Source organism: Nonomuraea sp. NPDC004354 (assembly GCF_053602555.1).
The window spans coordinates 162,965-186,834 of record NZ_JBSGDV010000004.1 but is presented as its reverse complement, the minus strand read 5'-3'; the positions used below and the strand labels follow the sequence as shown (position 1 = coordinate 186,834).

Here is a 23,870-nt window from a genome sequence, read left to right as displayed (position 1 = left end):
GATGTCGATCGACCTGCTCAGGGAGGGGACCGTCATCCCCGCCCACCCGCTGGCGTTGACAGGACGGCGCACGCTCGACGAGCGTCGCCAGCGGGCGCTCACCCGCTACTACCTCGCCTCCGGAGCGGGCGGGGTGGCCGTCGCGGTGCACACGACGCAGTTCGAGATCCGCGACGCGGGGCTGCTCAGGCCGGTGCTGGAGATCTCCGCCGACGTGGTGGCGAAGGAGGCCGACCGGCCCTTCGTCATGGTCGCGGGGGCGTGCGGCGACACCGCACAGGCCGTCGCCGAGGCCGAGCTCGCCGCCTCGCTGGGCTACCACGCCGTGCTGCTGTCTCCGAAGGTGGCGGGCGCCGGCGAGGCCGAGCTGCTCGACCGGGCTAGGGCCGTCGGGGAGGTGCTGCCCGTCATCGGCTTCTACCTGCAGGAGGCGGTGGGCGGCAGGAGGCTGAGCCCGTCCTACTGGCGCTCGCTGAGCGAGCAGGAGTCGGTGGTGGCGATCAAGATGGCGCCCTTCGACCGCTACCGCACGGTCGACGTGGTCAGGGCCGTCGAGGCGTCGGGGCGCGGCGACGACATCGCGCTCTACACCGGAAACGACGACAACATCCTGACCGACCTGCTCACGCCGGTCGCGGGGCACCGCATCGTCGGCGGACTGCTCGGCCAGTGGGCGGTGTGGACCCGCGCGGCGGTACTCATGTTCGAGGAGGTACGCCAGGTATGGGCCGGGGACGACCAGGTCCTCCGCTCCCTGCTGGCCCGCGCCGCCGACCTCACCGACGCCAACAGCGCCGTCTTCGACGTGGCGGGCAACTTCCGCGGCTGCATCGCCGGAGTCCACGAGGTGCTGCGCGGGCAGGGGCTCCTGGCCGGAACGTGGTGCCTCGACCCGCAAGAGGGACTGTCCCCGGGACAGGCCGACGAGATCGCCAGAGTCGGTGCCGCCTACCCCTGGCTGGTCGACGACGACTTCGTCGCCGCCGGCCTGGACGACTGGCTGCGCTGAGCGCTCCGGTGTTCCGCCGCCCTCCTCGGGGAGCGGCGGAACACAGTCCGTCAGACGCTCCAGTGGGCCGAGGCGAGGGCGCGGACCGCGTCCTCGTCCACCTCGACCCCCAGGCCAGGCCCCGAAGGCACCAGTGCCGTGCCGTCCACGACCTCCACCGTGCTCCCCCCGACGTACGCCGAGTGGACGAACTGCCGCCCGTTGAGATCGACGGGAGTGTCCACGCCGAACGCGGCGAACAGATGCAGCGAGGCGGCGAATCCGAGATCGGTGTCGGTCAGTCCCGAACCCATGATGCGCAGCCCCGCGTCCTCGGCGAACTGGCACAGCCGGCGGGAGAGCGTGAGACCGCCCGAACGCTGAACCTTGGCGATGGCGATGTCGACCGCGTCGAGTTTCACGAAGGTGGCCAGGTCGGAGGGATGGCGCAGGCTCTCGTCCAACGCCACGGGCAGCGGACTGCGGTCCCGCAGCCGGCGCAGCCCGGTGACGTCGTTGGCGGGCAGCGGCTGCTCGAACGCCGACACGTCCAGGTCGGCGAGCCTGCGCGCCATACGCAGCGCGCCGTCCACGGTGTAGGCCTGATTCGCGTCCACCCAGATGGGCGCGCCCGGAGCCGCCTCCCTGACCGCCGCCACGACCGAGACGTCCGTCGCCTCGTCGTGCAGGCCCACCTTGACCTTGTACGCCTGATAGCCCTGCTCCCTGCCCTCCTCGACCGCCTGCCGTACCTCGGCCGGGGTCTGGCCGGCCACGATCCACCCGAGCGTGATGCGGTCGACGCGGCGCTGGCCCCAGAGCACGCCGACGGAGACACCGAGCGCCCGGCCGAGCAGGTCGTGCAGCGCGATGTCGAGTGCGGACTTGGCGATGGGGGAGCCGATCGTCAGCCCTCGGTTGATCACCTTCTCGTACGCCGCGCAGGCACCGTCGAGATCCCACGCCGACCGTCCGACCAGCGCGGGAGCGAGGTAGCGATCGATCGTCGTCGAGATCGACTCCACGGTCTCGTAGGTCCAGGCGGGTGTCGGCGTCGCCTCTCCCCAGCCGGTCAGCCCTCCGGCCGTCACCTTGACAAGAACCCGTTCGGCGGGCTTCCCCGCCGTGGTGACACTTCCCCCGGAAATGCTGAACGACCGGATGGACGGCAATTCCACGACAAATGTGTCCACCTGCTCGACGATTAGCGACTCCATGATTCTCCCAATGGCATGAATTCGTGCTGTTTTCGTTACCGCGATGCCCTGAACCTAGCACGCTGGAAATGATTCACGAATTCATGGAATGAATTCATGGCGTTCGCCGATTCGGCGGCGCCCCCGGCGTCCCTGCAGCTCGACGGCGCAGTTCACGCGTTCTCTGGCTCACGGGCGGCGAGGTGACGGCGGCGACGATCATCGCGGCACGGGGACCGATGGAGGAGACACAGTCGCCCTTCGACGCGAGCACCCGGCGGAACGGGAGAGCCGACGGCGTCGAATCGGCCCGCGCCTCCTCCGCGTCGAAAGTGTTAGTCGAGAGTGTTCGGGAACTGCACGGCGAAAGCGCGACGGAGGCATCGTTGACGAGCACCGTCTGGACGGCTTCGACTTCGCCGAGCAGCACCCTGCAGCGCGGTTGTCGTCGCCGTCGGCAGAGTGGGCCTTGTGATACGACTTTCGTATCTCCCCTGTCAGGGCTCTCCTTTCGCATGGTTACTGCGGACGTTGCGCGATCGTTCGCAAGGTAGGTCCGGACGTCGCAACGTTCGCGTGGACGGGATAGTCATACGGCTCAAGCAACGGGTTCAGGAACAGGCACTTAGCTTGTCGTTTAACCTCTGATCTTCGCATTTGCCCTGGGAGATGACGAAGCGGGTGGTTGCTCGGTGTAGCGAGTGTGGGATCACCTTCTGGGCTTGGTGCCTTTGCGGTGGTGAGCTGGGCGTTGGTAGGCCTCGCCGGTAGCCAGGACGCGCCCGACTTCGTGATGTGGGACGGGACGGTTGGTGGAGCCGGGTGGCCGACCGGGACCAGGCCGGGTGGGTTTAGGCGCACGCGCAAGCGAAGGCGTCTTGGTGCGGATGTGCCGAAACCCTCTACGGACCCGGGCTGGAGTCAGCCGGAGCGGGTCGGCGGGTTTCTCCCAGGGGCGCCGCAGGTCGTCGGCCAGACCTCGGGCCAGACGCAGTTGGGTGTGGACAGCCAGAATGAGCCAGGTCCACCGGTCGGCCGCCTCAGGGCTGCGGATCTTGGGGGCGGTCCAGCCGAGGGTCTGCTTGAACAACCGGAAGGTGCGTTCCAGATCGAACCTGCGCAGGAACGCCTGCCAGAGCCGGTCGACGTCAGCGGCGCTCGCGTCGGTGCCCGACCACCACAACCACACCGGCTTGGGATCGCCGCCGCCGGGCAGATGCTCTACCTGCAGCCGGATCACGGTGCCCTCGATCAGCGGCAACTCGGGCAGGTGCTCGATCCAGGCCGCCCGCCGGGTCAACCGCGGGTGCAGCCGGCCCCAGGCCAGCCAGCGCGGTCGCGGTGCCGTACCGGGTAGTGGCAGTGGTCGTGGTCTGGTCGGGGGTGCCCCAAGTGGAGCTCTGGCCGAAGACAAACTCGCCGACGTGCCTGGGTGGCCTGCCGCCCCCGGGATTGGCCAGGAAGAAGTCCTGGCGCGAGGGCGCCGGGCGGCGCATCACCCGATCCGAGCGCAGTCGGCCAAGCAGTTCGACCGGCAGGTCGGCCAGCAGGAACGACAGGCGGTGCAGGTCATAGCCGGCATCGGCGATCATGACGGACGGGTCCCCGGCCTGCCACTGCCCGGCAGCGACCAGCCGTTCGATCACCTCGCGGAGTTGGGCGGCGGTGACCGTGACGTCGGCGCCGGGCTCCAGGCGCAGCGCGTCCAACAGCGCGGTCCAGGACGTGCGACCGGTTTCCAGGGCCGCGACGATGGAGTACGGCCAGCCCGGGATCATCACGTGGGTGTCCTTGCCGCGTCCGTAGGTATGGCAGAAGGACCGGGGGGCATGCTACGCCGTACGCTGCACGCGGCGAAGTACCTGTCGGACCCAGCCTACCGCCGCAAGATCGCCCGCCAACTGAACAAGGGCGAGAGCCTGCACACGCCGCGTCGCGGCCTGCACTATGCCCAGCAGGGCGCCATCATCAGGCCGGCCTTGGGCGATCAGACGGACCAGACATGGTGTTTGACCGTTTTGACCAGCTCTGTCATAGCGTGGACGACCGAGTACTACTCACTCGCCGTGCTGCAGCTGCGGGCGGCCGGCAGGGACGTTCCCGACGAGCTGCTGGCCCACATCTCCCCGGCGCGCAGCGAAAACGTCAACTTCTTCGGCGTCATCACCGTGGACGTCGAGGCGGAGCTGGCCAAGCCGGACGGCGGCGGCTGGAGACCGCTGCGCCCGGCGACTGCGGATTCGACGGTGATGTGACCCGCCGGGGCAGAAGGGCCAATTCCCGGGCGCGAGAACACGCGCCCGTCGTCGATGCCGATCACGATATTGGGCTGGCGCTAGGACCGCGAGCGGATCCTCGGTCATGAACGCCCCGCGCATACGGACTGTCCCCCACTGCGCCACCCACCCAAGACGGGTCGCAGGACGGCGCTTGTCGGCCACCGCCTCCAGCACGCCACGATCCAGCCGGAAGAGCCCGTTCCGGCTCCGCCGCTGACGGCTCCTCGGGGAAGCGGCCATGCCGGGCGGCTCGTCAGAGAGGTTCGGAAAGGCATGGCCCCAGGAACGTAAGCCCAGCAGACAGGCCAAAGGTCGCGTCATCGAACCGAAGCGAAGATCGCGTTCCTAGCGCCAATTTCTGCACTCAGCCTCCACCAGTACCGAAGGCGAAGAAGTCGGCCTCCCACGTCATGCCCGGCGCGACTGGCCTGGACATGCCGTCCTAAAGCCCTGACAGTCTCGGCCTTGTGCGGTCGGTTGAGGCCTGATGTCTACTCCCTTCGGTGTAGTGCGTACGGCGAACGGTGCAAGGTCAAGTGACGATCAACGGACGACGCGCTCCCGCTGCGGCCCGGCCTAGCGTTTCTCCTCGAGATAGCCGGATGAGAGCTGGAGGAATCGCCATGAGCAAGAGAGTGATGGCTGCGATCGCCGGGCTGAGCTTGACGGCCGGTTTGCTGGGATTGGCCGGCGCGCCGGCTGGTGCCCAGGTCGGCACGGCCAGCGAGGCTGTCACCGCTGCGATGGCCGTGCCGAAGCCGCCGAAGGGCGCCAGGGCGGTGGTTCAGGTCAGCCCCAATCCCACCACCAAGCGAGGCCAGGAGGTGACGATCACCGGCCACTGTGGCGGCGGCAAAGGGCTCAAGGCCGTGCTCGCCGGGCTCGACAGGGAGCACCCAGTGCTACAGAACATCCGCATCGTTGAGGACAACCCGAAGGGATTCGTGGCGAAGGCGACCCTCGCTCCCAAGATCGGTAGCGGCGTCGGTCCTGTTTTCGTCGACTGTGGCGGCGAGGCAGGCGTGACCCTCCTGGTCACCCACGTCTGATCCGAACCTTCCCACCCGGGCTGGTAACAGATCCAGAGCTTCCGCAGTCCTTGAGTCCGCCGATCCACGCGGCTACGGAAGCCGAACACGCCGTCCGGTACGCCCCGGCCCGGCGTTACACCCGTCACCCCTCGAGAAAGGGCCTCCGCATGGCAGAGCCGCCCCCACGACGCGAACCCGCTCCTGTCTGGCACTTCGCCCGGATCACCGACATTACGCTCGCTGCCTTCACTCTGGTCTTCTTCGTCGCCGTAGCCCTCGCCACCGGGGTGCACAGCCCCTGGCAGGGCACGATCCCCCTCGCTCTGCTTCTCGGAGCGCTCCTGCTAGTCAGACGCCGCTGGCCGATGACCGTGCTGCTGCTGTCGATCGGCGGGATCTTCGCCTATCACCTCACCGGACATTGGTCTCCCGCCGGTTGGATCTGGCCAGCCGCGGTCGCCTACTTCACCGCCGCCACCACGCCACGCGTGCGCTGGGTGGCCGCCATCGGCCTGGCTCAACTGGTCTACTCCGCGGTCGACTTCCGCTCGGTCCTGGACACGAACCCGACCCGCTACCTGATCCACGTCGCGGGGGAAGGACTGCTCCTGGCGATCCTCATCGCCGCGGGCCTCACCTACACCGCCGCGATGCGCTGGCGCGAACGGCTGCGCGAAACCGACAGCCGTGCCCGCGCCGCCGAGGAACGGCTGCGCGTCTCGCACGAGGTTCACGACGTCATCGCCCACACGCTGGCCGTCGTCGGAGTTCAACTCAATGTCGCCGCCGACACTCTTGAGGAGGACCCGGCCGCGGCCGCCGCCGCGCTACGCCTGGCGAAGGACGTCAGGAACCGGGCGATGACCGACCTCCGCTCCCTCATCGCGGTCTTGCGCGACAACCCCGGCGACACCGTGCCCCAGCCCGATCTGGCCTCCTTGGGCACTCTCATCGCCGACGCCCGCGCCGCAGGGCTTGACGTGACCCTCGACGAGCACGGCGACCCGGCGACCGTCCCCGCCATTCCCGCCATCGCCATCTACCGCGTCGTACAGGAGTCCCTCACCAACACGCTCAAGCACGCGGGGGCGAGCAAGGCCGAGGTGACGATCAATTACGCGTCGGGCTCGATCACCGTCGAGATCAGCGACGACGGCCGCAGCGTCCCAGGCGGTGCCGATGTCACCGAAGGCCATGGCCTGGCGGGCATGCGCGAGCGGGTGAGCGCACTCGGGGGCGTGCTCACCGCGGGGCCGGTCCCCGGCGGTTTCGCCGTGCGGGCCGACATCCCTGTGGCAGGCTCGACGGCATGACGATCAAGGTGCTTCTCGCCGACGACCAGGCACTCGTACGGGCCGGCTTCCGCAGCCTGCTGGCCCGCTCCCGGGACATCACGGTAGTCGGCGAAGCCCAGGACGGCGACGAAGCCGTAACGTTGTCCGCGAGCACCCGCCCCGATGTGATCCTCATGGACATCCGCATGCCGGGCACCGATGGGATCACCGCCACGCGCCGCATCGTCACCAACCCGACCACTCTGGGCTGTCGCGTCATCATCCTCACCACGTTCGACACCGACGAACATGTCTTCGCCGCCCTGCGCGCCGGCGCCAGCGGCTTCCTCACCAAAGAGGTCGAACCCGCCGAACTACGCCGGGCGGTCGCCGCCGTCGCCGGCGGAGACGCGCTCCTGTCTCCGGGGGTGACCCGCCGCGTCATCGAGCAGTTCGCCCACCGGCAGGACCTCACGCCCAGCGCGGGGCGGCGACTGGCCGCCCTCACCGCCCGGGAACTGGAGACGGTCAAGCTCGTGGCGCTCGGTCTCTCCAACAACGAGATCGCCGAGCGCCTCGTCATCAGTCCGCTCACTGCCAAGACCCACATCACCAGGGCCATCGCCAAACTGAACGTGCGCGACAGGGTCCAGCTGGTCATCCTGGCCTACGAGAGCGGCCTGATACGGCCCGGCGCGTGACATCGGGATCAAAGGTCAGCCACCAACCCGGAACCAGGCATCCATCCCCCTTGGTTCGCTTAAGCCTCCGAGCGTCGGCATTTGGGGTCATGGGGTGTTCACGGGTGGATCTGGCCTGGGGTGGAGGAGGGGGCAAGAAGATCGTTTCCCGGCATGAAGATGATCGTTTCCCAGCTCCGAATCGATGCCCAGGATCCTGGAGTACAGGACAGCGGCGTAAGGGTTCCTCGATCCGCAGTGTCCTGGCGGTGGGTGCTGCGGCGGCTGGCTCGTCGACGTCGAAGTCCTGGCGCGCACATGGCCCGCTCACCACGACAACGTCCACGCCCACGGCACTCTCTTCGTCGCGCCATCGGCTACGGCGCAAGACGGGCGCGGGCAGTCAGCCGGTCCACGCCGAGCTCGGTCAGCACGTCAGACGCGGGATCGGTGCGGTCACCGTCCAGGAGCCCGACCAGCAGGTGGACCGCGGTGACCCGGCGCGCGCGGCTGCGCCTAGCCACGACGAGAGCCCGGGACAGGGCGGCCTTCGCACCGGAGGTGAAGGGCATCCGTTTCGAAGGTGCCGAAATCATGGCCCGCTCGACGCCACGCGCATCTACGCCGATTGCGGCAAGGGCGGCATCATCCAAGACAGCGAGCGCGGACCGCGCCGATTCAACGTCCGCCCCGAGTGCCTGTGCCGCCTCTGCTTCATGGAGCACGCCGAGGAGTAGATGTTCTGTGCCAATGCGCCGGTCGCCGCGCCGCCGCGCCTCCGCCGGTGCGTGCGCCACGACCGCGGCTTGGGCGCCAGCCGTGAACCGTTCGAACATCGCAACTCACTTCCCGTGCTTGGCGTGGGCGGACTGGCGCGAGACTCCGAGCGCGTCGCCGATCTGCTCCCAAGACCAGCCTTCAGCTCGAGCGCGGGCTACTGCGGCGGCCTCGACCTGCTCCGCGAGCCGGTGCAGGGCACCGACGGCGCGCAGCCCCACCGCCGGGTCGTGCGACCGCAGTCGGGCGACCAATTCGGGCTCCTCCATGACTGTCAGTTTGGATTGACAAGCGGCACTTGTCAACCCAAACTGACAGACCTCAAATACTCGAGGAGGGCTCAATGTCCAAGGCCACGTTCATCTGCGGCATCGCCGCCGGTCCGCTGTTCGTACTCAGCTTCCTGATGCAGGGCGCCGTTCGGAACGGCTACGATCCGCTGCGCCATCCGGTCAGTTCCCTCGCCCTCGGCGACCATGGCTGGGTGCAGAGCGCCACATTCCTCGTCGCCGGCGCGTTGACCACCGTCTTCGCCGTCGGGCTCCGACGGAATCTGCACCCAGGGCCCGGCAGGCTATGGGGCCCAATGCTCGTGGGCGTGTGGGCGCTCGGCCTCGTCGGCGCCGGCCTGTTCACCACGGACCCGGTGAGTGGATACCCGGCTGGCAGCCCGGATCTGCTGCCTGCCTACGGCAGCACCCAGGCGGCCCTGCACGACGCCGTGTCGCTGGTCGCCTTCGTCGCGATCCTGGGGGCCTGCATCGTGTTCGCTCGCCGGTTCGCCTCCGAGAACCGGCAGGGCTGGGCGCTGTACTCGACCGCGACCGCCATCGTCGTCCTCGTCGCCCTCGGACTCTCGAACGCGGCCTTCGCCCAATCGCCGAACCTCGTGGCCTTCGGCGGCCTGTTCCAGCGAATCATGATCGTTGCAGCCTGGTCATGGCTGACCCTGCTCGCCCGGGACATATATGGCAACAGTGAGCGATCAAGGCTGAGCGCCCGGATCCGTTAGCCGATCGCGCATCGGACATCGGGCTGGACGAACCGGAGATGACGCCGACCGGCATCGGGGTTGAGGAACCGGCGCACAGCCGGCCCGTTATGCGCGCGGTCCGCCCCAGATGCCCCGCCACCGGCACTACCCGCTCTACGCCCACCTTCGGCGACGCGCCAGCGGCGGCATCCGGGAGACGTTGGACCTTGTGTGGAGTTGTTGGACCACATGGCGTGAAGCGGATCGGGTGGGCGCGTCTGCGCTCTTTCGTGGAGGGCGACGTGACGTCACTGTTGGAACGTTTGGCCCAGGCCGAGGTGGCTGCCACCGAGAAAGCGGCCGAACTGCGTGAGCAACTGGCCGCTGCGGAGGAACAGCTCCGGCGCCTGTCCATCACCCGCGAGACGCTGCGGGCATTGTCGGCCCAGAGCGAGCAGGTGGCGGGATCGGGCGAGTCAGGCGCCGAGGAACCAGTCGAGGCGGGCAAGAGGCATGAGCCGGACGGCCCAGCCGGGCCTTCAGGCGGGACTGCGGCGTTGCCGGAGTTGCGCGGAGTTCGCCGGCAGACGGTGGCGTTGCTGGCCACGGCACAGCGGCCGATGCGGGTCCGGGATGTGGTGGTGGCGCTGGGCCAGCCGGACGACCGGGGGAAGGTGGAGTCGATGCGGTCGCGGTTGCTGCGGCTGGCCGCCGATGGATGGCTGACCCGCTGCGAGGGCGGCACCTACGCGATCGCCTCGGGCGTGAACGGCAACGCCCCAGCCTGGGAGGGAAGTGAGCCGATAGCTCCGTGAGTGACTGAAGCGGGGTGCCGCCGAGATTAGGCCCTCGGCGGCACCCGAGGTTGCGTGAGCACCCTCCAGGTTCTAACTGACAGTGGCTCGCGCACTCCCGAGAGTAACCCGGATGGGATGTCTTGGGGAGGGGCGTCGAGCCTGGATTTCGCCTGCCCTGCTGGCGGCAGGGACGGGGCGGGAAGGATCGGCGATGCCCTCACCAGGGCGAAGGTGGGTTCGTCGCGGGTCAGCCTCTCCCGGATCCGCCGGGCGAGGCAGGCCAGAGCCGGATGGCCAAGCCGGCTTCAAGTTGGGCGATGGTCGCGACGTCGGGCCAGCAGCGGCCGGCGATGAGGTCGTTGATGGTCTGCCGATTGACGCCGGACATCACCGCGAGACGGCGGAAACTCAGCCCTTGCTCGGCGATCACCTCGGCCAAGGTGGCGGCGATCGCTTGGACGACGACGGCGGCGGCCGGGTGGCCGGACAGATCCGAGTGGGGCCAGTTCTCCGGGTCGTCGGCCAAGTTCCGGGGAGACCGGGAACGCGCGCATCCTCCGACCATGACAAAGTGCTCCTTTCGGTTAATGTCGTCGCGCTCAGTAACGGCAGGTTGTTCTGCCGCTATGGGTGGGGTGTGACCCTCGACGCGGAAACCTCGGCCACGATCAACGGCTACCGGCCGTCTCCGCGCAGCCTGCGCGCGTAGGCCTCGACGTCGTCGTGTACCGGGTCGTCGGCGCCGACGGCGAGGACGGCGGGCGCCACCCCCGCCAAGGAAGGAGCTTTGACGCGATCTTTCTGAACCGCCTGTAGGTGCTGTTCGTGATGGAGGTCCATCCGCGGCGCGTGCACATTCTGGGTGTGACCTGCCACCCGACCGGCGCGTGGACCGCTCAGCAGGCCCGCAACCTCCTGATCAACCTTGGCAGCGAGTTAGCTTGGCCAGGGAAACCGCAGATCAGAACGTATGCGCAATTTTTGACGCGCTACAAGGCGTGCGGGCTGCTGGACTGAGCCAAGTCCCGCAGCACATCCACCCACCCCAGCGGCGGCGAAGGGGTAGCTCGTCACCGGATGGCGACGAGGATCGTGTCGTCGCCTACCTGCCACACCGTCCCCACTTCGACGAACCCGGCGTCGCGCAGCAGCTGCTCGTGTACGGCGACGGACACGCGATGATCGGCCTCCACGGCTGGCTCGGCATCTATAGCTCTCCACCACGATGACCAGTCCTCGTGATGGAGAGCCGCCGCTGCTCGCCTGACCGTGGCGGCCAAGTCGGCGACCATAGGTTGCTCGTCGTAGAGGTTGTCGGCGTTGACGAAGACGCCGCCGGGGCGCATCCGCCCGGCCAGTTCGCCGTACATCCCGGCGAGGGTCTCAGGCGGCAGATAGTGCAGAGCGGTGCTGGACATCGCCGCGTCCACCTTCCGATCCAGCCCGAGCAGGCCCGGCCAGCCGGGGACGCTCAGATCGGCCTCGATGAAGCGCGCCACCGTCGGGTACCCGGCTCTGCCGAGGGCGAGGAGCAGCGGGTCCACGTCCACGCCGACGATCTCCGCCTCCGGCAGGCGCTCGGCCGCCCGGCCGGACAACGATCCGGGACCGCAGCCGAGGTCCAGGATCAGCGGCTGGGCCACGTCGCGAAGGGCATGCGCCAGCACGTGGACGATCGTCGCGAATCGCTCCTCCCGGTTGGCGACGTAGCGCTCCTGCTGGGCGTCCCACCGGGCCAGCGCCTCCTCGGGCGTCATCCGCGCGTGCGGGAGACGTACGGCAGGAGCGCCATCTCCCGGGCGTTCTTGATGGCGGTGGCGAGCTGGCGCTGCTGCTGGACGGTGACGCCGGTGACGCGACGGCTGCGGATCTTGCCCCGGTCGGAGACGAACCTGCGCAGCAGGTCCGTGTCCTTGTAGTCGATGGAGCTGACCCCCAGGAGCGGGTTGCTCTTCTTGCGCGGGGTGCGGCGCGGCTTCATGCGGTCTCCTTGAGCAGGGGAGCGAACGGGTCGTCGAACTCGGCGGCGGACTCGTGCGGCGCGAGCAGGCAGGAGTCGAGCAGGGCGTGGATGCGCTCGTGGTCGAGGTCAGGGCCCATGAACACCAGGTGCTGGACGCGGTCGCCGACGATCGGGTTCCAGTCGAGGGCGGCGATCGTGCGGCGGGTCGGGGAGACCATCTCCCAGGCGGCTTCGGGCAGCGAGGCCAGCCACGGCCCGGCGTCCTCCACTGAGATGATCCCGGCGACCGCGTCCCAGGCGAGCATGCGGTCCTTCTGGCTGGCCAGCCAGAACCGGCCGCGGGAGCGGACCGACTCGGTGACCAGCTCATCGACGGCTTCGAAGAGGCGGGCGGGGTGCAGCGGGCGCAGCCGCCGCCAGACCACGGTGGTGACCTCGCCGGTCCGGGCGTCGCAGGGGAGCTGGGCAGTGGCGGGGTCGACGCGTTCTGCCAGCGCGGCGGTGCAGACGGCGGGGCCGGTCACCGCGGGGAGGTTCTCGGCGTGGACCGGGGTGTGGGGCGCCAGGTGGGTGAGGATGGCGCGGGTCAGCTCGTGGTCCTCCTCGTCGCCGCCGCGCAGGGCCAGGCCGGTGGCGTATTCGAGCTGGCGGGCCAGCACCTCGGCCAGGTAGCGCTGGTCTCCGGCCGCGGCGGGCTGGCCCGTTTCGATCAGTTTCTCGCCGCGGACGATGTCGATCGGCAGGTGTTCGGCATCCAGGGCGGTCAGCACGCTGGCCAGGCGGAGGATCTCGTGGGCTTCCTCGCTGTCGAGTGCTTCGGCCACGGATCGGGGTTCGACCGAGTCCCAGAGGTCGACGACGAGCAGCGGGGTGGCGTCCGCGTGCCGTACCAACTGCGGGAGCAGGTCTTCGCGGACGGTGCAAGTGACGCAGCCGTGCGCGAGCCGGATCTCCGAGACGTCCAGCATCTCGTCGGCGGTGCGGACCGTGCGCTCGACGCGGCCGGAGGTCACGTTGAGCAGGTCGTGGTGGATGGCGACGGCGCCGGGGTGCTCGCGAAGGAGTTGGTGGACGACTGCGGCGCGGGCCGCGGTGTGCAGACCCGCGACCAGGACGACGGGGGTTGACACAGCACCTCCCATAAAAATGAAAACCGTTGTCGTTATCATGGCATACTGCTGCGACAGGAAAGGACACGCCTTGACCAGAAACGAACTTCGGCCGGTGATCAAACTGCGGTCCACCGCAGGCACCGGCTACACCTACGTGACCCGGAAAAACCGGCGGAACGACCCCGACCGACTCACGCTCCGCAAGTACGACCCGATCATCCGCCAGCACGTCGCATTCCGGGAGGAGCGATGAAGAAGGGCATCCACCCGGACTACCGCCCGATCGTCTTCCGTGACCCGAGCGCCGGGTTCGCGATCCTCACCAGGTCCACGATGACCAGTACCAAGACGATCGAGTGGGAGAACGGCAACACCTACCCCGTGGTCGACGTTGACGTCTCCTCGGCCAGTCACCCCTTCTACACCGGGCGCAGCCGCGTCCTGGACACCGCCGGGCGGGTCGACCGCTTCAACCAGCGTTACGGGAGGTCGTGATGTCGGCCCGCTGCCAGCTCACCGGGGCGGCGCCGGTCTTCGGCAACAACGTCTCCCACTCTCACCGGCGTACCCGGCGCCGGTGGAACCCCAACATCCAGCGCCGCCGCTACTGGCTGCCCAGCGAGGACCGGTTCGTCCGGCTGACGCTCAACACGCGAGCGATCAAGACCGTGGACAAGATCGGCATCGAGGCGGCCGTGGCCCGGATTCGCGCCCGGGGAGAAAAGGTCTGATGGCCAAGAAGAGCAAGATCGCGGCCAACGAGCGGCGCAAGGTCGTGGTGGCCCGCTATGCCGTACGGCGGGCCGAGCTGAAGAAGCTGATCCGCACCGGTACGCCGGAGGAGCGGGCGGCAGCCGTACAGGAGCTGAACCGCCAGCCCCGTGACGCCAGCGCCACCCGCCTGCGCAACCGCGACTCCGTCGATGGGCGGCCTCGCGGGCACCTGACGAAGTTCGGCCTCTCGCGGATCCGCTTCCGCGACATGGCCCACCGGGGCGAGCTCCCCGGGATCACGAAGGCGAGCTGGTAGCTGTGGCCGTGCCCAAGCGCAGGACCTCGAGCAGCAACACGCGGCATCGCCGCAGTCAGTGGAAGGCGACCGTGCCGGACCTCGTCCCGATCACCGTGAACGGGCGGCACCTGCTGGTCCCTCGACGACTCGTCCGCGCCTATCAGCGGGGGCTCGCCGCTCGATGAGATTACCGCGCACCGGGTCGCCCGCCAGCATTGCCGGGCGCGGAACCGCAGAGGGCGATCCGGTCGCGCCATCGCGTCTCTCTGGCCCGCGTGCGACAAGGTTTCAAGCGTGGAGGCTATAGAGCGATCACGGTGAACACCAGGTTGCCGGCCACCATCCATCTGTCAGTGAACTCGGTCAGTCGCCTACCGTCCATCTCACGGCCCGCGCCCAGGAGTGTGGCCGTGAAGCGCCCGGACGGATCGAGTGAACCATCCCGGTCGGACTGGCTGGATGGGGCGCGGCTTCACCGCCCCCGCACTCACGCGGCTGTGGGACTAGGGATTTGCAGGGCCGGTCGCGGAGCTGATCGCGGCACTCACGCTGTCGGCGGGCGTGATGATCGCCCAGCCGTTCGTGCTCGCGCTGATCCCCGCCTTCGCCCGCGACGGCCTGTCCGGCACCTACTTCGGGGTGTCTACCTGATCTCCGGCGTCGCGGCGGCAGCGGGCACCGCCACTCTCGGCTGGGCCGACCGCGCCGGACCTCTGCTTTGCGCGGCCATCGGCCTCGGCTGCACGACGTCACAACGAAATGGAAAGGCACCACCCCATGAACGATCACCTGAACCGCCGTGGCTTCCTCGGCTTCACCGCCGGCTTGTCGGCCGCCGCGCTCACTGGGTGCGCAACACAGCCCGCCGCCTCAACCGGGGGCTCGACAGGAGGCAGGTTGCGGGCGGCTTTCGCGGGAGGCGGCGCCACGGAGGTGCTCGACCCGCACCTGGCGAACCTCTTCGTCGAGGCGGCCAGGTCCAAGGCCATGTTCGACAAGCTCGCCGACCTTGGCGCTGACGTGTCGCCGCAACCGAGGCTGGCTGAGAGGTGGGAGCCGTCGGCCGATCTCACCCGGTGGCGGATCACCCTGCGTCAGGCCGCCTTCCATGGCGGCCGCCCCGTGCGCTCCCAGGACGTGCTGGCCAGCTACACCCGCATTCTCGACCCGAAGCGGACCTTCCGCGCCAAGTCGAGCCTGGCGGTGATCGACCTGGCGAACAGCCGTGCGGTGGACGAGCGGACGGTGGAGTTCGCGCTGAAGCGGCCGTTCGTGGAGTTCCCCAACGTGCTGGCGGCGTTCGGCACCTACATCGTCCCCGAGGGCGCCGAGGACTTCACCAAGCCCGTCGGCTCCGGCGCGTTCTCCTTCGTCTCCTTCCAGCCCGGCCGTTCGGTGCTGCTCAAGCGCAACCCGGACTACTGGGACGGCGCGCCGTACCTGGAGGAGTTGGAGTTCGTCATCGCCAACGAGGAGTCCGCGCGGATCAACGCCCTGCTCGGCGGGCAGGTCGAGTACGCGCACGACCTCACGCCGACCACTGCCCGGCAGTACGGCTCGCGGGTCAAACTGGTCCGCTCGCCCAACAGCGGCATGCAGGCCTTCGCCATGAAGGTGGACCGCCCGCCGTTCGACGACCGGGACCTGCGCGAGGCGATGTTCCTGTTGACCGACCGGCAGCAGTTGGTGGACACGATCATGCCGGGAGCGGGGCAGGTCGGGAACGATCTGTTCGGAAAGGACTACCAGTACTACGCCGCCGACATCCCGCAGCGCGAGCCCGACCTGGACAAGGCGCGGGCGCTGATCCGCAAGGCGGGCGCGGAGGGGTTCACGGTCCGGTTGACGACCTCGGCCGCCGCCGCGGGCTTCGTCGAGTCCGCCAGCGTCTTCGCCGACCAGATCCGCAGGGCCGGGTTGAAGGCCGAGGTGGTGACGGGCAACAAGGACACCTACTGGGCCGACATCCTCACCAAGGGTTCGATGGTCAGCTTCCGCTCCGGCGCCATGCCGATCGAGACGCACATCGCCCAGCGGCTGCTGTCGACCTCCACCACCAATGCCACCAAGTGGGCCCGCCCCGAGTTCGACGCGCTGTACGCCAAGGCCGTCTCCACCGCCGACGAGCAGGCCCGCCGCCTGGCCTACCACCGGATGCAGGAGATGCTGCACGCCGAGGGCGGTCTGCTGGTCTGGGGTTTCGCCGACTGGATCGTCGGAACGGCCGCGAACGTCACCGGCGTGCCCAGCGCGCCCGCCAACACGCTCGACTGGGCCCGCTTCGACAAGGTCCGGCTGGGGTGAACCTGCCGCGCTACGCAGGGCGGCGGCTGCTGCTGGGCCTGGGCCAGGTGATCGGTGTCGCTGCCATGGTGTTCCTGCTCGCCGAGGCCCTGCCAGGGGACGCGGCCGTCGCTCTGGCCGGAGACAACCCCGACCCGCAGCGGATCGCGCAGATCCGCGCCACGCTGGGTCTGGACCGGCCGCCGCTGGACCGGTTCCTCGACTGGCTGGGCGGGCTCGCCCGCGCCGACCTGGGCGTCTCGATCGTCTCCGGCCGGCCGGTGGCGGAGATCCTGCTGGACGGGCTGGAGCCGACACTGGTGCTGGCCGGGCTCACGCTCCTGGTGCTCGTGCCGGCGGCGATCCTGATCGGCGTGGCCGCCGCCGTCCGTGAGGGCCGCGCGCTCGACCAGGCGCTGACCTCGGTGAGCGTCGCGCTGTACGCGATCCCGGAATTCGCCCTGGCCATCGTGCTGATCGCGGTGTTCGGCGTGGGCCTGGGCTGGCTCCCGCCGACCGCGGTCGGCGTGCAGGACCTGCTCGCGCATCCGGCGGTGCTGGTGCTGCCGCTGCTCGTCCTGCTCGCCCGGCCGATCTGCTCCATCAGCCGCCTGGTCCGCGCCGGGATGATCGACGCACTGCATTCCGGGTACGCGCGCCACGCCCTCAGGCTCGGCTTACCCGTCCTTCGGGTACGGCTGGCGCACGCGCTACCCAACGCGCTGGCGCCGGCCGTCCAGCAGATCGCTCGCACGACCGACTGGCTGCTGGGCGGGGTGATCGTGGTCGAGGCGGTCTTCGTCATCCCCGGTCTGGGCACGACCTTGACCGGTGCCGTCGACGGGCGGGACCTGCCGGTCGTCCAGGGGCTGGCGCTGGTCTTCGCCACCACCACCGTGCTGGTGAACCTCGTCGCCGACCTGGCGGCCTTCCGGTTGGCGCCGCGCGCATGAGACGGATAGTGCTCGCAGTACCGCTGCTCATCGCGCTTCTCGGCCCCTGGTTCGCGCCCGACGACCTCGCCAGGAGGGCGGCCTTCACCAGCGAGGGTCGGCTGGGCACCGACTTCATCGGCAGGGACGTGTGGCATCAGGTGCTGCTCGGCGGGCGGAGCCTCGTGCTCGTCGCGCTGCTGGCCACGGGTGGCGCCTACCTACTCGGCGTCCCGTGGGGGGTCGTCGCGGCCATGACCCGGCGGCGGGTGCTCGACGAGCTGCTCATGCGCCCGCTCGACCTGCTGCTCGCGGTGCCCTCGCTGCTTCTGCTCATCCTGCTGGCCACCGTCGCGCCCCGCGGTGTGCTCACCCTGGTGCCCATCGTCATGCTGATCAACCTGCCCGACGTCGCCCGGATCTCCAGGGCCGCCGCGCTGGAGATCGCCGGGCGGCCGGCGCTGGAGGCCATGCGCCTGCAGGGGGAGAGCCCGTGGCGCATCGCGGTCGGCTACGTGGGCCGCTCGATGCTGCGCACCCTTGCCGCCGACCTCGGCACCCGCCTGACCGGGGCGCTCTACCTCGTCGCCGCGGCCAGCTTCCTCGGCATCGGCGTCTCCCCCGACGCCGCCGACTGGGCCGTCATGGTGGACCGCAACCGCGCGGGGATGTTCCTCCAGCCGTGGGCGGTGGTCGTCCCCGCGCTGCTGATCGTGGCGCTGTCCGTCGGCCTCAACCTCACCTTCGACCGCGCCCTGCGCAGGAAGGCCAGCCCGTGACCGACGTCATCGACCCGCGCAGGAAGGCCCGCCCATGATCGACGTCGTCGACCTGCGCGCGGAGCCGATCCTGCACGGGGTGAGCTTCCAGGCGCCCGCCGGGCAGGTGCTGGCCATCGTCGGCGCCTCGGGCAGCGGCAAGACCACCACCGGACTGGCCCTGCTCGGCGAGCACCCACCGGGCGTCGACGTCACCGGCACCCTCACGGTGGCGGGGCAGGAGATCACCGCCACACACCCGCCCGCTCCTGGAACCGTGGGCTTCATCCCGCAGCATCCCTCCTCGGTGCTCAACCCCGTCCGCCGGATCGGCGCCGTGCTCAGGGAGATCGCCGCGCGGCACGGCACCTCCGTCGAGGCGACGCTGCGCCGCGCCCGCCTGCCCTCCGATCGCGCCTTCCTGCGCCGCTACCCCCACCAGCTCTCCGGCGGCCAGCAGCAACGGCTCGTGATTGCCCAGGCCCTGCTCGGCGATCCCGCCGTCATCGTGGCCGACGAGCCCACCACAGGTCAGGACGTCCTCACCCGCGACGAGGTGGTGCGCGAACTGTCGCAGCTGGTACGGCAGGGCATCACGATCGTCCTGCTCAGCCACGACCTCGACGTCGTGCGAGCCCTTGCCGGCCACGTGGTCGTCTTGCGCGACGGCCGGGTGGTCGAGGCGGGACCTGCCGACTCGGTGCTGGCCGAGCCGCGCGAGGAGTACACGCGCGCGCTGGTGGCCGCCCAGCCCAGCGTGGACGACGTCACAACGCGAACCGTCGAGGCGGAACCCCGACTGGAGGTGACCGGCCTGTTCGCCGGGCACGGCCGCGCGACCACCCTTCACGGGGTCTCGTTGCGGGCCGCCGCGGGCGAGTGCCTGGCCGTCGTGGGCCGCTCCGGCAGCGGGAAGACGACTCTCGCCCGGTGCATCGCCGGACTCCACCGGCCGAAGTCGGGGTCCGTCCGGCTTGATGGTCGCGGGCTGGCCCGCCGTACCAGGAAGGACCTGGCGGCGGTGCAGTACGTCTTCCAGGACGCCCGCGCCTCTTTCGACCCGTATCGCACGATCCTCGACCAGGTGGCCCGCACGGCCGTACGGCTGCGCGGGATGAGCACCGAGCAGGCCAGGACCGCCGCACGCGAGACCCTCGCCGAGGTCGGCCTGCCCGCCGCCGCAGTGGGGCGCCGGCCAGGTGACCTGTCCGGCGGCGAGCTGCAACGCGCCGCCCTGGCACGCGCCCTGCTCGCCGGGCCCGACGTCCTGATCTGCGACGAGATCACCTCAGGGCTCGACATGCTCACCCAGGCCGCGGTTCTCGACCTCCTCCAGCGGCTCGCCCGCCGACGCCGCCTCACCCTCATCATGATCAGCCACGACCTGGGCGTGGTGGCAAGGCTCGCCGATCACGTCGCCGTCGTCCACGACGGCCAGGTGGTCGAGCACGGCCCTGCCGCCCTCGTCCTGCCCACCATCGCCGCCAAGCAACGGGAGAACACACCGTGTCCGTGACCCACGACTACGAGCTCCGCGCCGCCGGTCCCGCCGACCTCGACGGCGCGCGCAGCGTCATGCTCGACACCTTCTACCGCGACCTCGGCTACGGCTACTGCCCGGAATGGCACGGCGACGTCATCGACCTGGAGGGCGCCTACCTTCGCGACCCGCGACACGGCCTGTTCGTGGCCGTCCACAGGGGACAGGTGGTGGCCACGACGGCCGTGCGCGCCATCGGGCCCAAGAGCCCGCCACACCCGGCGTGGCTAGCCGAGCGCTATCCCGAGCACCGCACCGCCCAGCTGTTCCGCGTCTACGTCCGCCCCGAACACCGGCGCCGCGGGGTTGGCAGGGGGTTGGTCGAGCTGGCCCGCGCCTTCGTCGCGAACAACCCAGGCTACGAGCATCTCTACCTGCACACCGACACCCGGGTGCCAGGGGCCGAGGCGTTCTGGCGCTCACTGGCGACCGAAGTGCACGATGACCGCGACGGCGACGCACGCAACTTCCAGACAGTCCATTTCGAGATCCCCTGAGGATCCCGAGGTTGGAGGCTCTACCTTGAGCGGCGTAGCACCAGGCGGCGGGCACGATCACCGTAAGGAAGATCACCCAGACGAGATTGACGTCTGGCGTCCTTCAACGGACAGTGGATGGTCGTGCAGTCCACTCCATCCATGACGGCGCGATGGCTTCAAGGACTTCGGGTATCGAAGTGATGCCATCAGAAGCGAGGAAGTGACCGGCTCCGGGGACCACCACCGCGGAGACTCCAAGTAGTCCGGCAAGGCGGTTGGTGTGACCAGGCGGAACGTATGGGTCGGCGTCTGACCGAATGACCGCGAGTCGGCCAATGTGGTTGCTGAGCCCCTCCACGTCACAGCCGTCTCCGATGTAGGAGTTCAGGTCCGGGAGTGCAGGTAGTCGGTCGACGAATCCGGAGACCAGCACGAGCGTGCCGAGGTGCCAGGCGTCCGAAAGTGAGCGCAGATGGCGCAGCACGGTCAGACAGCCCAGGCTGTGCGCGACGATTATCGAGTTCTCGTCAGGGGTTCCCACGTCGGCGCCTGCGGCTTCCGTCCACTGCGCGGGGTCTGGGTCTTGTGGGTTCGGAAGAGCCGGGATCGTGGTCGGAATGCCGTTCGCGTTGAGTTGCTCAGCAAGCCAGCCGAACCAGTGATCTTCGGGGGATGCGCCGTAACCGTGGATGATCGAGGCACGCCGCTGGGTTATTCCAGTTGTCATACCGCAGGACGGTATGGGTTCACGTCAGTGTGAAGGTCAAGCCGATGAGGAGGAATCGACGGTGCTGATCAGCGAACTCGCCGAGCTGACGGGCGCGAGCGCGCGAGCGCTACGCCATTACGAGGACCGAGGACTATTGGTTCCGACACGCAATAGCAGCGGGTACCGGGACTACTCCGAGTCCGATGTCACCCGCGTCGCCCAGATCAGGACGATGATCTCCGCTGGTTTGGGAACCTCGATCATCCAGCGGTACCTCGATTGCGCTCGCACCGGCGATCGCGGCACTTCCCTTGAGATGTGCCCAGACCTGCGGGCTGAGCTGGACGCCCTGGCCGGACGCCTCGACGCCAGACAAGGCGAACTCCGCGAGACACGGCGACGATTGAGCGGGCTCACATCCGCTGGATGAGGCGCGTCAGCAACGTCATGGTCAGCAACAGTTGGATCGCGATCCGTGCACGCGTGGCGTGTTACCGCCGAAATGAGACGGAGCCCCGGCTAGCAAGCGTCTTCTCACAGATCTCTTGCGCGTGGAGCTTCGTCGTGGCCCAGTGTGCATATTGTCCGCCGAGCCGGTAACGGACCAGCCGGTTGCCGGTGTCCCTCTCGGCAGGCATGCGGTGACCTGATCAAACTCTTCATGGACGTGACCGATGGACGCTCCGATCAGGGACCGGATCATCCGGCGGCGGTGCGCGCCCTGGCGGTGGCGACCGTGGTAGGGATGAAGGGCTACCGCGCGATCACTGGCCGGGTCGCAGACGTACCCGCCAAGGTGATGGCTGACCTGTATTTGCGGGCCGGGCCCGGCCTGGTCGACTGGTCACGCCTCCATGGTCACCTTCGTGAAGTCACCCGCAGCGACGGGCGGAGCCAGACGTGAACAGAGGGCCGGTACGGGCACCGGCGATCGCGAGGGCGGCCGAGGCGGTCCTGAGCTCAGCGAACTCCGCATTGGTCCAACTCGCGTGCTCACCCTGATGGAACTCTCGCAAGCTGGAGGCATTGGGACCGTGGCCGAACTCGCCGATCGGCTCGACGTCGACGCAGGCCTCGCATCCTGCGAAGGGGGGCACTGGCATGGGGTCACCGAGGGCCGCTGGCGCTGGCCCGCAGGAGTTTGGCGAGGATCGCGCTCAGCTGGCCGCGCTCGTCGGGGGTGAGGGCGTGGAAGGTGTCCTCGAGGCAGGCCGGGATCAAGGCTTGGGCCTGGGCGAGTCGGCGGCGGCCTGAGTCGGTGATGGTGACGGCGTAGGAGCGCCGGTCGCGGGGGTTGCGTTCTCTGCGGACGTGGCCCGCCTGCTCCAGGTCGTCGCAGATGCCGACCATGACGCTGCGGTCGATCCGGAGTTCCTCGCTGAGCGTCTGCTGGGAGCAGGGGCCGACGGCGTCGAGCATCTGGAGCACGAGATGTTGCCCGACTCCGAGCCCTTCCCTGGCGGTGTGAACGTCGGTGGCGCGGGCCACGGCGGCCGAGGCCCGGTACAGCGTAATGTCGAGCCGCTCGGCGGCGAGTTGCGGAAAGTACGCGGTCTCGCGGTCCGTCGTTCTGGTCGTTGTCGCCATCACTCTCCTCTTGCGTTCAGCCGTCAGTCTACCGCGATTCCATCTCCATGCAGATTGTTTGACAGCAGATGATTTAGCGGCATACGGTCCCAATCGTCTGTCCGCCAATTGTTTGCTTGCAGATGGAGAGTGATCGTGACCCGAACCAACCGCCGCCAACAGGCGGCCCTGGTGTTGCTGTGCGCCGCGGTGTTCCTGGACTCGATGGACCTGTCGTTGATGGGCGTGGCCCTGCCCGCCATCGGGCGTGATCTGTCACTGTCGGAGAGCACCCTGCAGTGGCTGATGTCCGGCTACGCGGTCGCCTACGGCGGCTTCCTGCTGCTCGGCGGCCGCATCGCCGACCTGTTCGGCCGCCGCCGGGTGTTCCTGCTGTCGCTGGCGGTGTTCGCGGCGGCGAGCCTGGCCGGTGGGCTACTGTCGGCCGGATGGCCGCTGGTGGCCACCCGGGTGATCAAGGGAGTGGCGGCCGCGCTCACCGCTCCGGCGGCGTTGTCGCTCATCACCATCACCTTCGCCGAGGGACCGCAGCGCAACCGGGCGCTGGGGGTCTACTCACTGGCCGGGGCGACCGGATATACCGCAGGGCTGATCGCCTCCGGCCTGCTCACTGAGATCAGCTGGCGGCTCGTGTTCTTCCTACCGGTCCCGATTGCCCTGCTCGTGCTGGCCGCAGCGCCACTGGTGCTGCCACACGGTGTTCGGCCGCCCGGGGCGCGCGAGCGGTTCGACGCCGCCGGCGCGATCGCGGTCACCGGCGGCGTGCTGATGGCGGTGTTCGCGCTGACGGAGCGGAACTGGACGGCCGGTGTCGTAGCCGTGCTGCTGCTGGGCGCCTTCGTCCTCATCGAGCGCCGACGGTCCGCGCCGCTCGTCCCGCTGGAGATGTTCAGGTCCGGCACCGTGGGCGCCGCCAATCTCGCGGCGCTGGCCTGGGCGTGCGCGACGATCGGCTGGCAGTTCGTCGCCGTCCTGTATCTGCAGCAGGTGCTCGGCTACACCGCGCTGGCCACCGGGCTCGGGATCGTCCCGATGGGCCTGGCCATCGTCATCGCCGCCAACCTGGCCGGCGGGCTGATCAGCCGGTACGGCCTGGGGCGGGTGGCCGCCGCCGGGATGCTGGTCCAGGGCGCGGGCATCCTGCTGTTCCTGCGGGCCGGGGCCGCGGGCGACTACGTCACGGTGCTGCTGCCCGCGCTGGTCGTGCACGGCATCGGCAACGGGCTGTCCTTCCCGAGTCTCAACATCGCCGCCGTCTCTGGTCTGCCCGACGAGCGGCAGGGGTTGGCCTCGGGACTGGTCACCTCCGCCGTCCAGATCGGCGCCGGAATCGGCGTGGCGGTGCTGGCGGCGGTGATGGCGCTGGGCGGCTCCACGCTGGCCGGATACCGGATCGCCTTCCTGATGGCGGGCGGCTTCTCCCTGCTCGGCGCCTTCGTCGTCGCCTTCGGCCTGCGCCTCCGCCGCCCCGCACCCATACCCGCCCCCGTCGCCTGAAGG

Annotated in this window: 31 protein-coding genes; 21 read left to right on the top strand and 10 right to left on the bottom strand. The window is 69.3% G+C overall.

Annotated features, from left to right (window positions below):
* Position 1 precedes the first annotated feature (1 nt).
* A complete protein-coding gene (locus ACWENQ_RS15655) occupies positions 2-1,009 on the top strand; it encodes a dihydrodipicolinate synthase family protein (RefSeq protein WP_452414682.1) in 1,008 nt (335 codons plus the stop codon).
* Positions 1,010-1,059: 50 nt separating this feature from the next.
* Here the strand turns inward: ACWENQ_RS15655 and ACWENQ_RS15650 are convergent, their stop codons facing one another.
* Complete coding sequence (locus ACWENQ_RS15650) at positions 1,060-2,205, bottom strand: mandelate racemase/muconate lactonizing enzyme family protein (protein ID WP_449919323.1); 1,146 nt, start codon at positions 2,203-2,205, stop codon at positions 1,060-1,062.
* A 1,127-nt stretch (positions 2,206-3,332) separates the two neighbouring features.
* Positions 3,333-3,962, bottom strand: a complete 630-nt coding sequence (locus ACWENQ_RS15645; protein ID WP_452415019.1) for a transposase — start codon at positions 3,960-3,962, stop codon at positions 3,333-3,335.
* A 51-nt stretch (positions 3,963-4,013) separates the two neighbouring features.
* On the opposite strand from ACWENQ_RS15645, the gene ACWENQ_RS15640 reads away from it, so the two are divergent.
* The 4 genes from ACWENQ_RS15640 to ACWENQ_RS15625 all read left to right on the top strand — a co-directional run bounded on the left by ACWENQ_RS15640 (position 4,014) and on the right by ACWENQ_RS15625 (position 7,469).
* The gene (locus ACWENQ_RS15640) at positions 4,014-4,439 is read left to right on the top strand and encodes a Tn3 family transposase (protein WP_449919324.1); all 426 of its coding nucleotides are present in this window, start codon (positions 4,014-4,016) and stop codon (positions 4,437-4,439) included.
* Between the two features lie 647 nt (positions 4,440-5,086).
* On the top strand, positions 5,087-5,512 hold the full coding sequence (locus ACWENQ_RS15635) for a hypothetical protein (RefSeq protein ID WP_452414681.1): 426 nt from the start codon (positions 5,087-5,089) through the stop codon (positions 5,510-5,512).
* A gap of 149 nt (positions 5,513-5,661) precedes the next feature.
* Complete coding sequence (locus ACWENQ_RS15630; RefSeq protein ID WP_449919330.1) at positions 5,662-6,807, top strand: sensor histidine kinase; 1,146 nt, start codon at positions 5,662-5,664, stop codon at positions 6,805-6,807.
* Positions 6,804-7,469, top strand: a complete 666-nt coding sequence (locus ACWENQ_RS15625; RefSeq protein WP_449919332.1) for a response regulator — start codon at positions 6,804-6,806, stop codon at positions 7,467-7,469. The genes ACWENQ_RS15630 and ACWENQ_RS15625 overlap by 4 nt, the downstream gene beginning before the upstream one ends.
* Positions 7,470-7,825: 356 nt before the next feature.
* Here the strand turns inward: ACWENQ_RS15625 and ACWENQ_RS15620 are convergent, their stop codons facing one another.
* Together ACWENQ_RS15620 and ACWENQ_RS15615 are read right to left on the bottom strand one after the other, a co-directional pair.
* Entirely contained in the window at positions 7,826-8,284 is a 459-nt protein-coding gene (locus ACWENQ_RS15620) for a Clp protease N-terminal domain-containing protein (RefSeq protein WP_452414680.1), read from the bottom strand.
* Between the two features lie 6 nt (positions 8,285-8,290).
* Positions 8,291-8,479 (bottom strand): helix-turn-helix domain-containing protein, encoded by a 189-nt coding sequence (locus ACWENQ_RS15615; protein ID WP_449919336.1) that lies wholly within the window; start codon positions 8,477-8,479, stop codon positions 8,291-8,293.
* An 89-nt stretch (positions 8,480-8,568) separates the two neighbouring features.
* Here ACWENQ_RS15615 and ACWENQ_RS15610 point away from each other — a divergent pair, with 89 nt between their 5' ends.
* The gene (locus tag ACWENQ_RS15610) at positions 8,569-9,237 is read left to right on the top strand and encodes a DUF998 domain-containing protein (RefSeq protein ID WP_449919339.1); all 669 of its coding nucleotides are present in this window, start codon (positions 8,569-8,571) and stop codon (positions 9,235-9,237) included.
* A gap of 215 nt (positions 9,238-9,452) precedes the next feature.
* Positions 9,453-10,013: a hypothetical protein gene (locus tag ACWENQ_RS15605; RefSeq protein ID WP_452414678.1), complete on the top strand. Its 561-nt coding sequence runs from the start codon at positions 9,453-9,455 to the stop codon at positions 10,011-10,013.
* Between the two features lie 229 nt (positions 10,014-10,242).
* Here the strand turns inward: ACWENQ_RS15605 and ACWENQ_RS15600 are convergent, their stop codons facing one another.
* Positions 10,243-10,521 (bottom strand): helix-turn-helix domain-containing protein, encoded by a 279-nt coding sequence (locus tag ACWENQ_RS15600; RefSeq protein ID WP_452414677.1) that lies wholly within the window; start codon positions 10,519-10,521, stop codon positions 10,243-10,245.
* Positions 10,522-10,811: 290 nt separating this feature from the next.
* Here ACWENQ_RS15600 and ACWENQ_RS15595 point away from each other — a divergent pair, with 290 nt between their 5' ends.
* Entirely contained in the window at positions 10,812-11,012 is a 201-nt protein-coding gene (locus ACWENQ_RS15595; protein WP_452414676.1) for a hypothetical protein, read from the top strand.
* Between the two features lie 53 nt (positions 11,013-11,065).
* On the opposite strand, the gene ACWENQ_RS15590 is transcribed toward ACWENQ_RS15595, so the two are convergent.
* From ACWENQ_RS15590 to ACWENQ_RS15580, 3 genes are read right to left on the bottom strand one after another with little or no spacing between them, the layout of a single operon-like run.
* The gene (locus ACWENQ_RS15590; RefSeq protein ID WP_452414675.1) at positions 11,066-11,752 is read right to left on the bottom strand and encodes a methyltransferase domain-containing protein; all 687 of its coding nucleotides are present in this window, start codon (positions 11,750-11,752) and stop codon (positions 11,066-11,068) included.
* Positions 11,749-11,976: a 30S ribosomal protein S18 gene (gene rpsR, locus ACWENQ_RS15585; RefSeq protein ID WP_449919350.1), complete on the bottom strand. Its 228-nt coding sequence runs from the start codon at positions 11,974-11,976 to the stop codon at positions 11,749-11,751. Before rpsR ends, ACWENQ_RS15590 begins: the two co-directional genes overlap by 4 nt.
* Complete coding sequence (locus ACWENQ_RS15580; RefSeq protein ID WP_449919351.1) at positions 11,973-13,088, bottom strand: CobW family GTP-binding protein; 1,116 nt, start codon at positions 13,086-13,088, stop codon at positions 11,973-11,975. The genes rpsR and ACWENQ_RS15580 overlap by 4 nt, the downstream gene beginning before the upstream one ends.
* A 70-nt stretch (positions 13,089-13,158) precedes the next feature.
* On the opposite strand from ACWENQ_RS15580, the gene rpmG reads away from it, so the two are divergent.
* From rpmG to ACWENQ_RS15530, 10 genes are all read left to right on the top strand, one after another.
* Positions 13,159-13,323, top strand: a complete 165-nt coding sequence (gene rpmG / locus ACWENQ_RS15575) for a 50S ribosomal protein L33 (protein ID WP_452414673.1) — start codon at positions 13,159-13,161, stop codon at positions 13,321-13,323.
* On the top strand, positions 13,320-13,565 hold the full coding sequence (locus ACWENQ_RS15570; RefSeq protein ID WP_449919356.1) for a type B 50S ribosomal protein L31: 246 nt from the start codon (positions 13,320-13,322) through the stop codon (positions 13,563-13,565). Before rpmG ends, ACWENQ_RS15570 begins: the two co-directional genes overlap by 4 nt.
* Positions 13,565-13,801: a 50S ribosomal protein L28 gene (gene rpmB, locus ACWENQ_RS15565; protein ID WP_449919357.1), complete on the top strand. Its 237-nt coding sequence runs from the start codon at positions 13,565-13,567 to the stop codon at positions 13,799-13,801. Before ACWENQ_RS15570 ends, rpmB begins: the two co-directional genes overlap by 1 nt.
* Complete coding sequence (gene rpsN / locus ACWENQ_RS15560; protein ID WP_449919360.1) at positions 13,801-14,100, top strand: 30S ribosomal protein S14; 300 nt, start codon at positions 13,801-13,803, stop codon at positions 14,098-14,100. The genes rpmB and rpsN overlap by 1 nt, the downstream gene beginning before the upstream one ends.
* A 2-nt stretch (positions 14,101-14,102) precedes the next feature.
* Complete coding sequence (gene rpmF / locus ACWENQ_RS15555; protein WP_452414672.1) at positions 14,103-14,267, top strand: 50S ribosomal protein L32; 165 nt, start codon at positions 14,103-14,105, stop codon at positions 14,265-14,267.
* Between the two features lie 712 nt (positions 14,268-14,979).
* Complete coding sequence (locus tag ACWENQ_RS15550; RefSeq protein WP_452414671.1) at positions 14,980-16,386, top strand: ABC transporter substrate-binding protein; 1,407 nt, start codon at positions 14,980-14,982, stop codon at positions 16,384-16,386.
* Entirely contained in the window at positions 16,383-17,318 is a 936-nt protein-coding gene (locus ACWENQ_RS15545) for an ABC transporter permease (RefSeq protein WP_449919365.1), read from the top strand. The genes ACWENQ_RS15550 and ACWENQ_RS15545 overlap by 4 nt, the downstream gene beginning before the upstream one ends.
* The gene (locus ACWENQ_RS15540) at positions 17,315-18,076 is read left to right on the top strand and encodes an ABC transporter permease (protein ID WP_449919368.1); all 762 of its coding nucleotides are present in this window, start codon (positions 17,315-17,317) and stop codon (positions 18,074-18,076) included. Before ACWENQ_RS15545 ends, ACWENQ_RS15540 begins: the two co-directional genes overlap by 4 nt.
* Positions 18,077-18,110: 34 nt before the next feature.
* Positions 18,111-19,571: an ABC transporter ATP-binding protein gene (locus ACWENQ_RS15535; protein ID WP_452414670.1), complete on the top strand. Its 1,461-nt coding sequence runs from the start codon at positions 18,111-18,113 to the stop codon at positions 19,569-19,571.
* Positions 19,562-20,092: a GNAT family N-acetyltransferase gene (locus ACWENQ_RS15530; RefSeq protein ID WP_452414668.1), complete on the top strand. Its 531-nt coding sequence runs from the start codon at positions 19,562-19,564 to the stop codon at positions 20,090-20,092. Before ACWENQ_RS15535 ends, ACWENQ_RS15530 begins: the two co-directional genes overlap by 10 nt.
* 103 nt (positions 20,093-20,195) lie before the next feature.
* On the opposite strand, the gene ACWENQ_RS15525 is transcribed toward ACWENQ_RS15530, so the two are convergent.
* Positions 20,196-20,801, bottom strand: a complete 606-nt coding sequence (locus ACWENQ_RS15525; RefSeq protein WP_449919375.1) for an RBBP9/YdeN family alpha/beta hydrolase — start codon at positions 20,799-20,801, stop codon at positions 20,196-20,198.
* 61 nt (positions 20,802-20,862) lie between these two features.
* On the opposite strand from ACWENQ_RS15525, the gene ACWENQ_RS15520 reads away from it, so the two are divergent.
* Positions 20,863-21,213: a MerR family transcriptional regulator gene (locus ACWENQ_RS15520; RefSeq protein ID WP_452414667.1), complete on the top strand. Its 351-nt coding sequence runs from the start codon at positions 20,863-20,865 to the stop codon at positions 21,211-21,213.
* Positions 21,214-21,444: 231 nt separating this feature from the next.
* Positions 21,445-21,687, top strand: a complete 243-nt coding sequence (locus tag ACWENQ_RS15515) for a hypothetical protein (RefSeq protein ID WP_449919380.1) — start codon at positions 21,445-21,447, stop codon at positions 21,685-21,687.
* 203 nt (positions 21,688-21,890) lie between these two features.
* Here the strand turns inward: ACWENQ_RS15515 and ACWENQ_RS15510 are convergent, their stop codons facing one another.
* Positions 21,891-22,370, bottom strand: a complete 480-nt coding sequence (locus tag ACWENQ_RS15510; protein WP_452414665.1) for a MarR family winged helix-turn-helix transcriptional regulator — start codon at positions 22,368-22,370, stop codon at positions 21,891-21,893.
* A 135-nt stretch (positions 22,371-22,505) separates the two neighbouring features.
* Here ACWENQ_RS15510 and ACWENQ_RS15505 point away from each other — a divergent pair, with 135 nt between their 5' ends.
* Positions 22,506-23,867, top strand: coding sequence for an MFS transporter (locus tag ACWENQ_RS15505; RefSeq protein WP_452414664.1), 1,362 nt, complete (start codon positions 22,506-22,508; stop codon positions 23,865-23,867).
* Positions 23,868-23,870 lie beyond the last annotated feature (3 nt).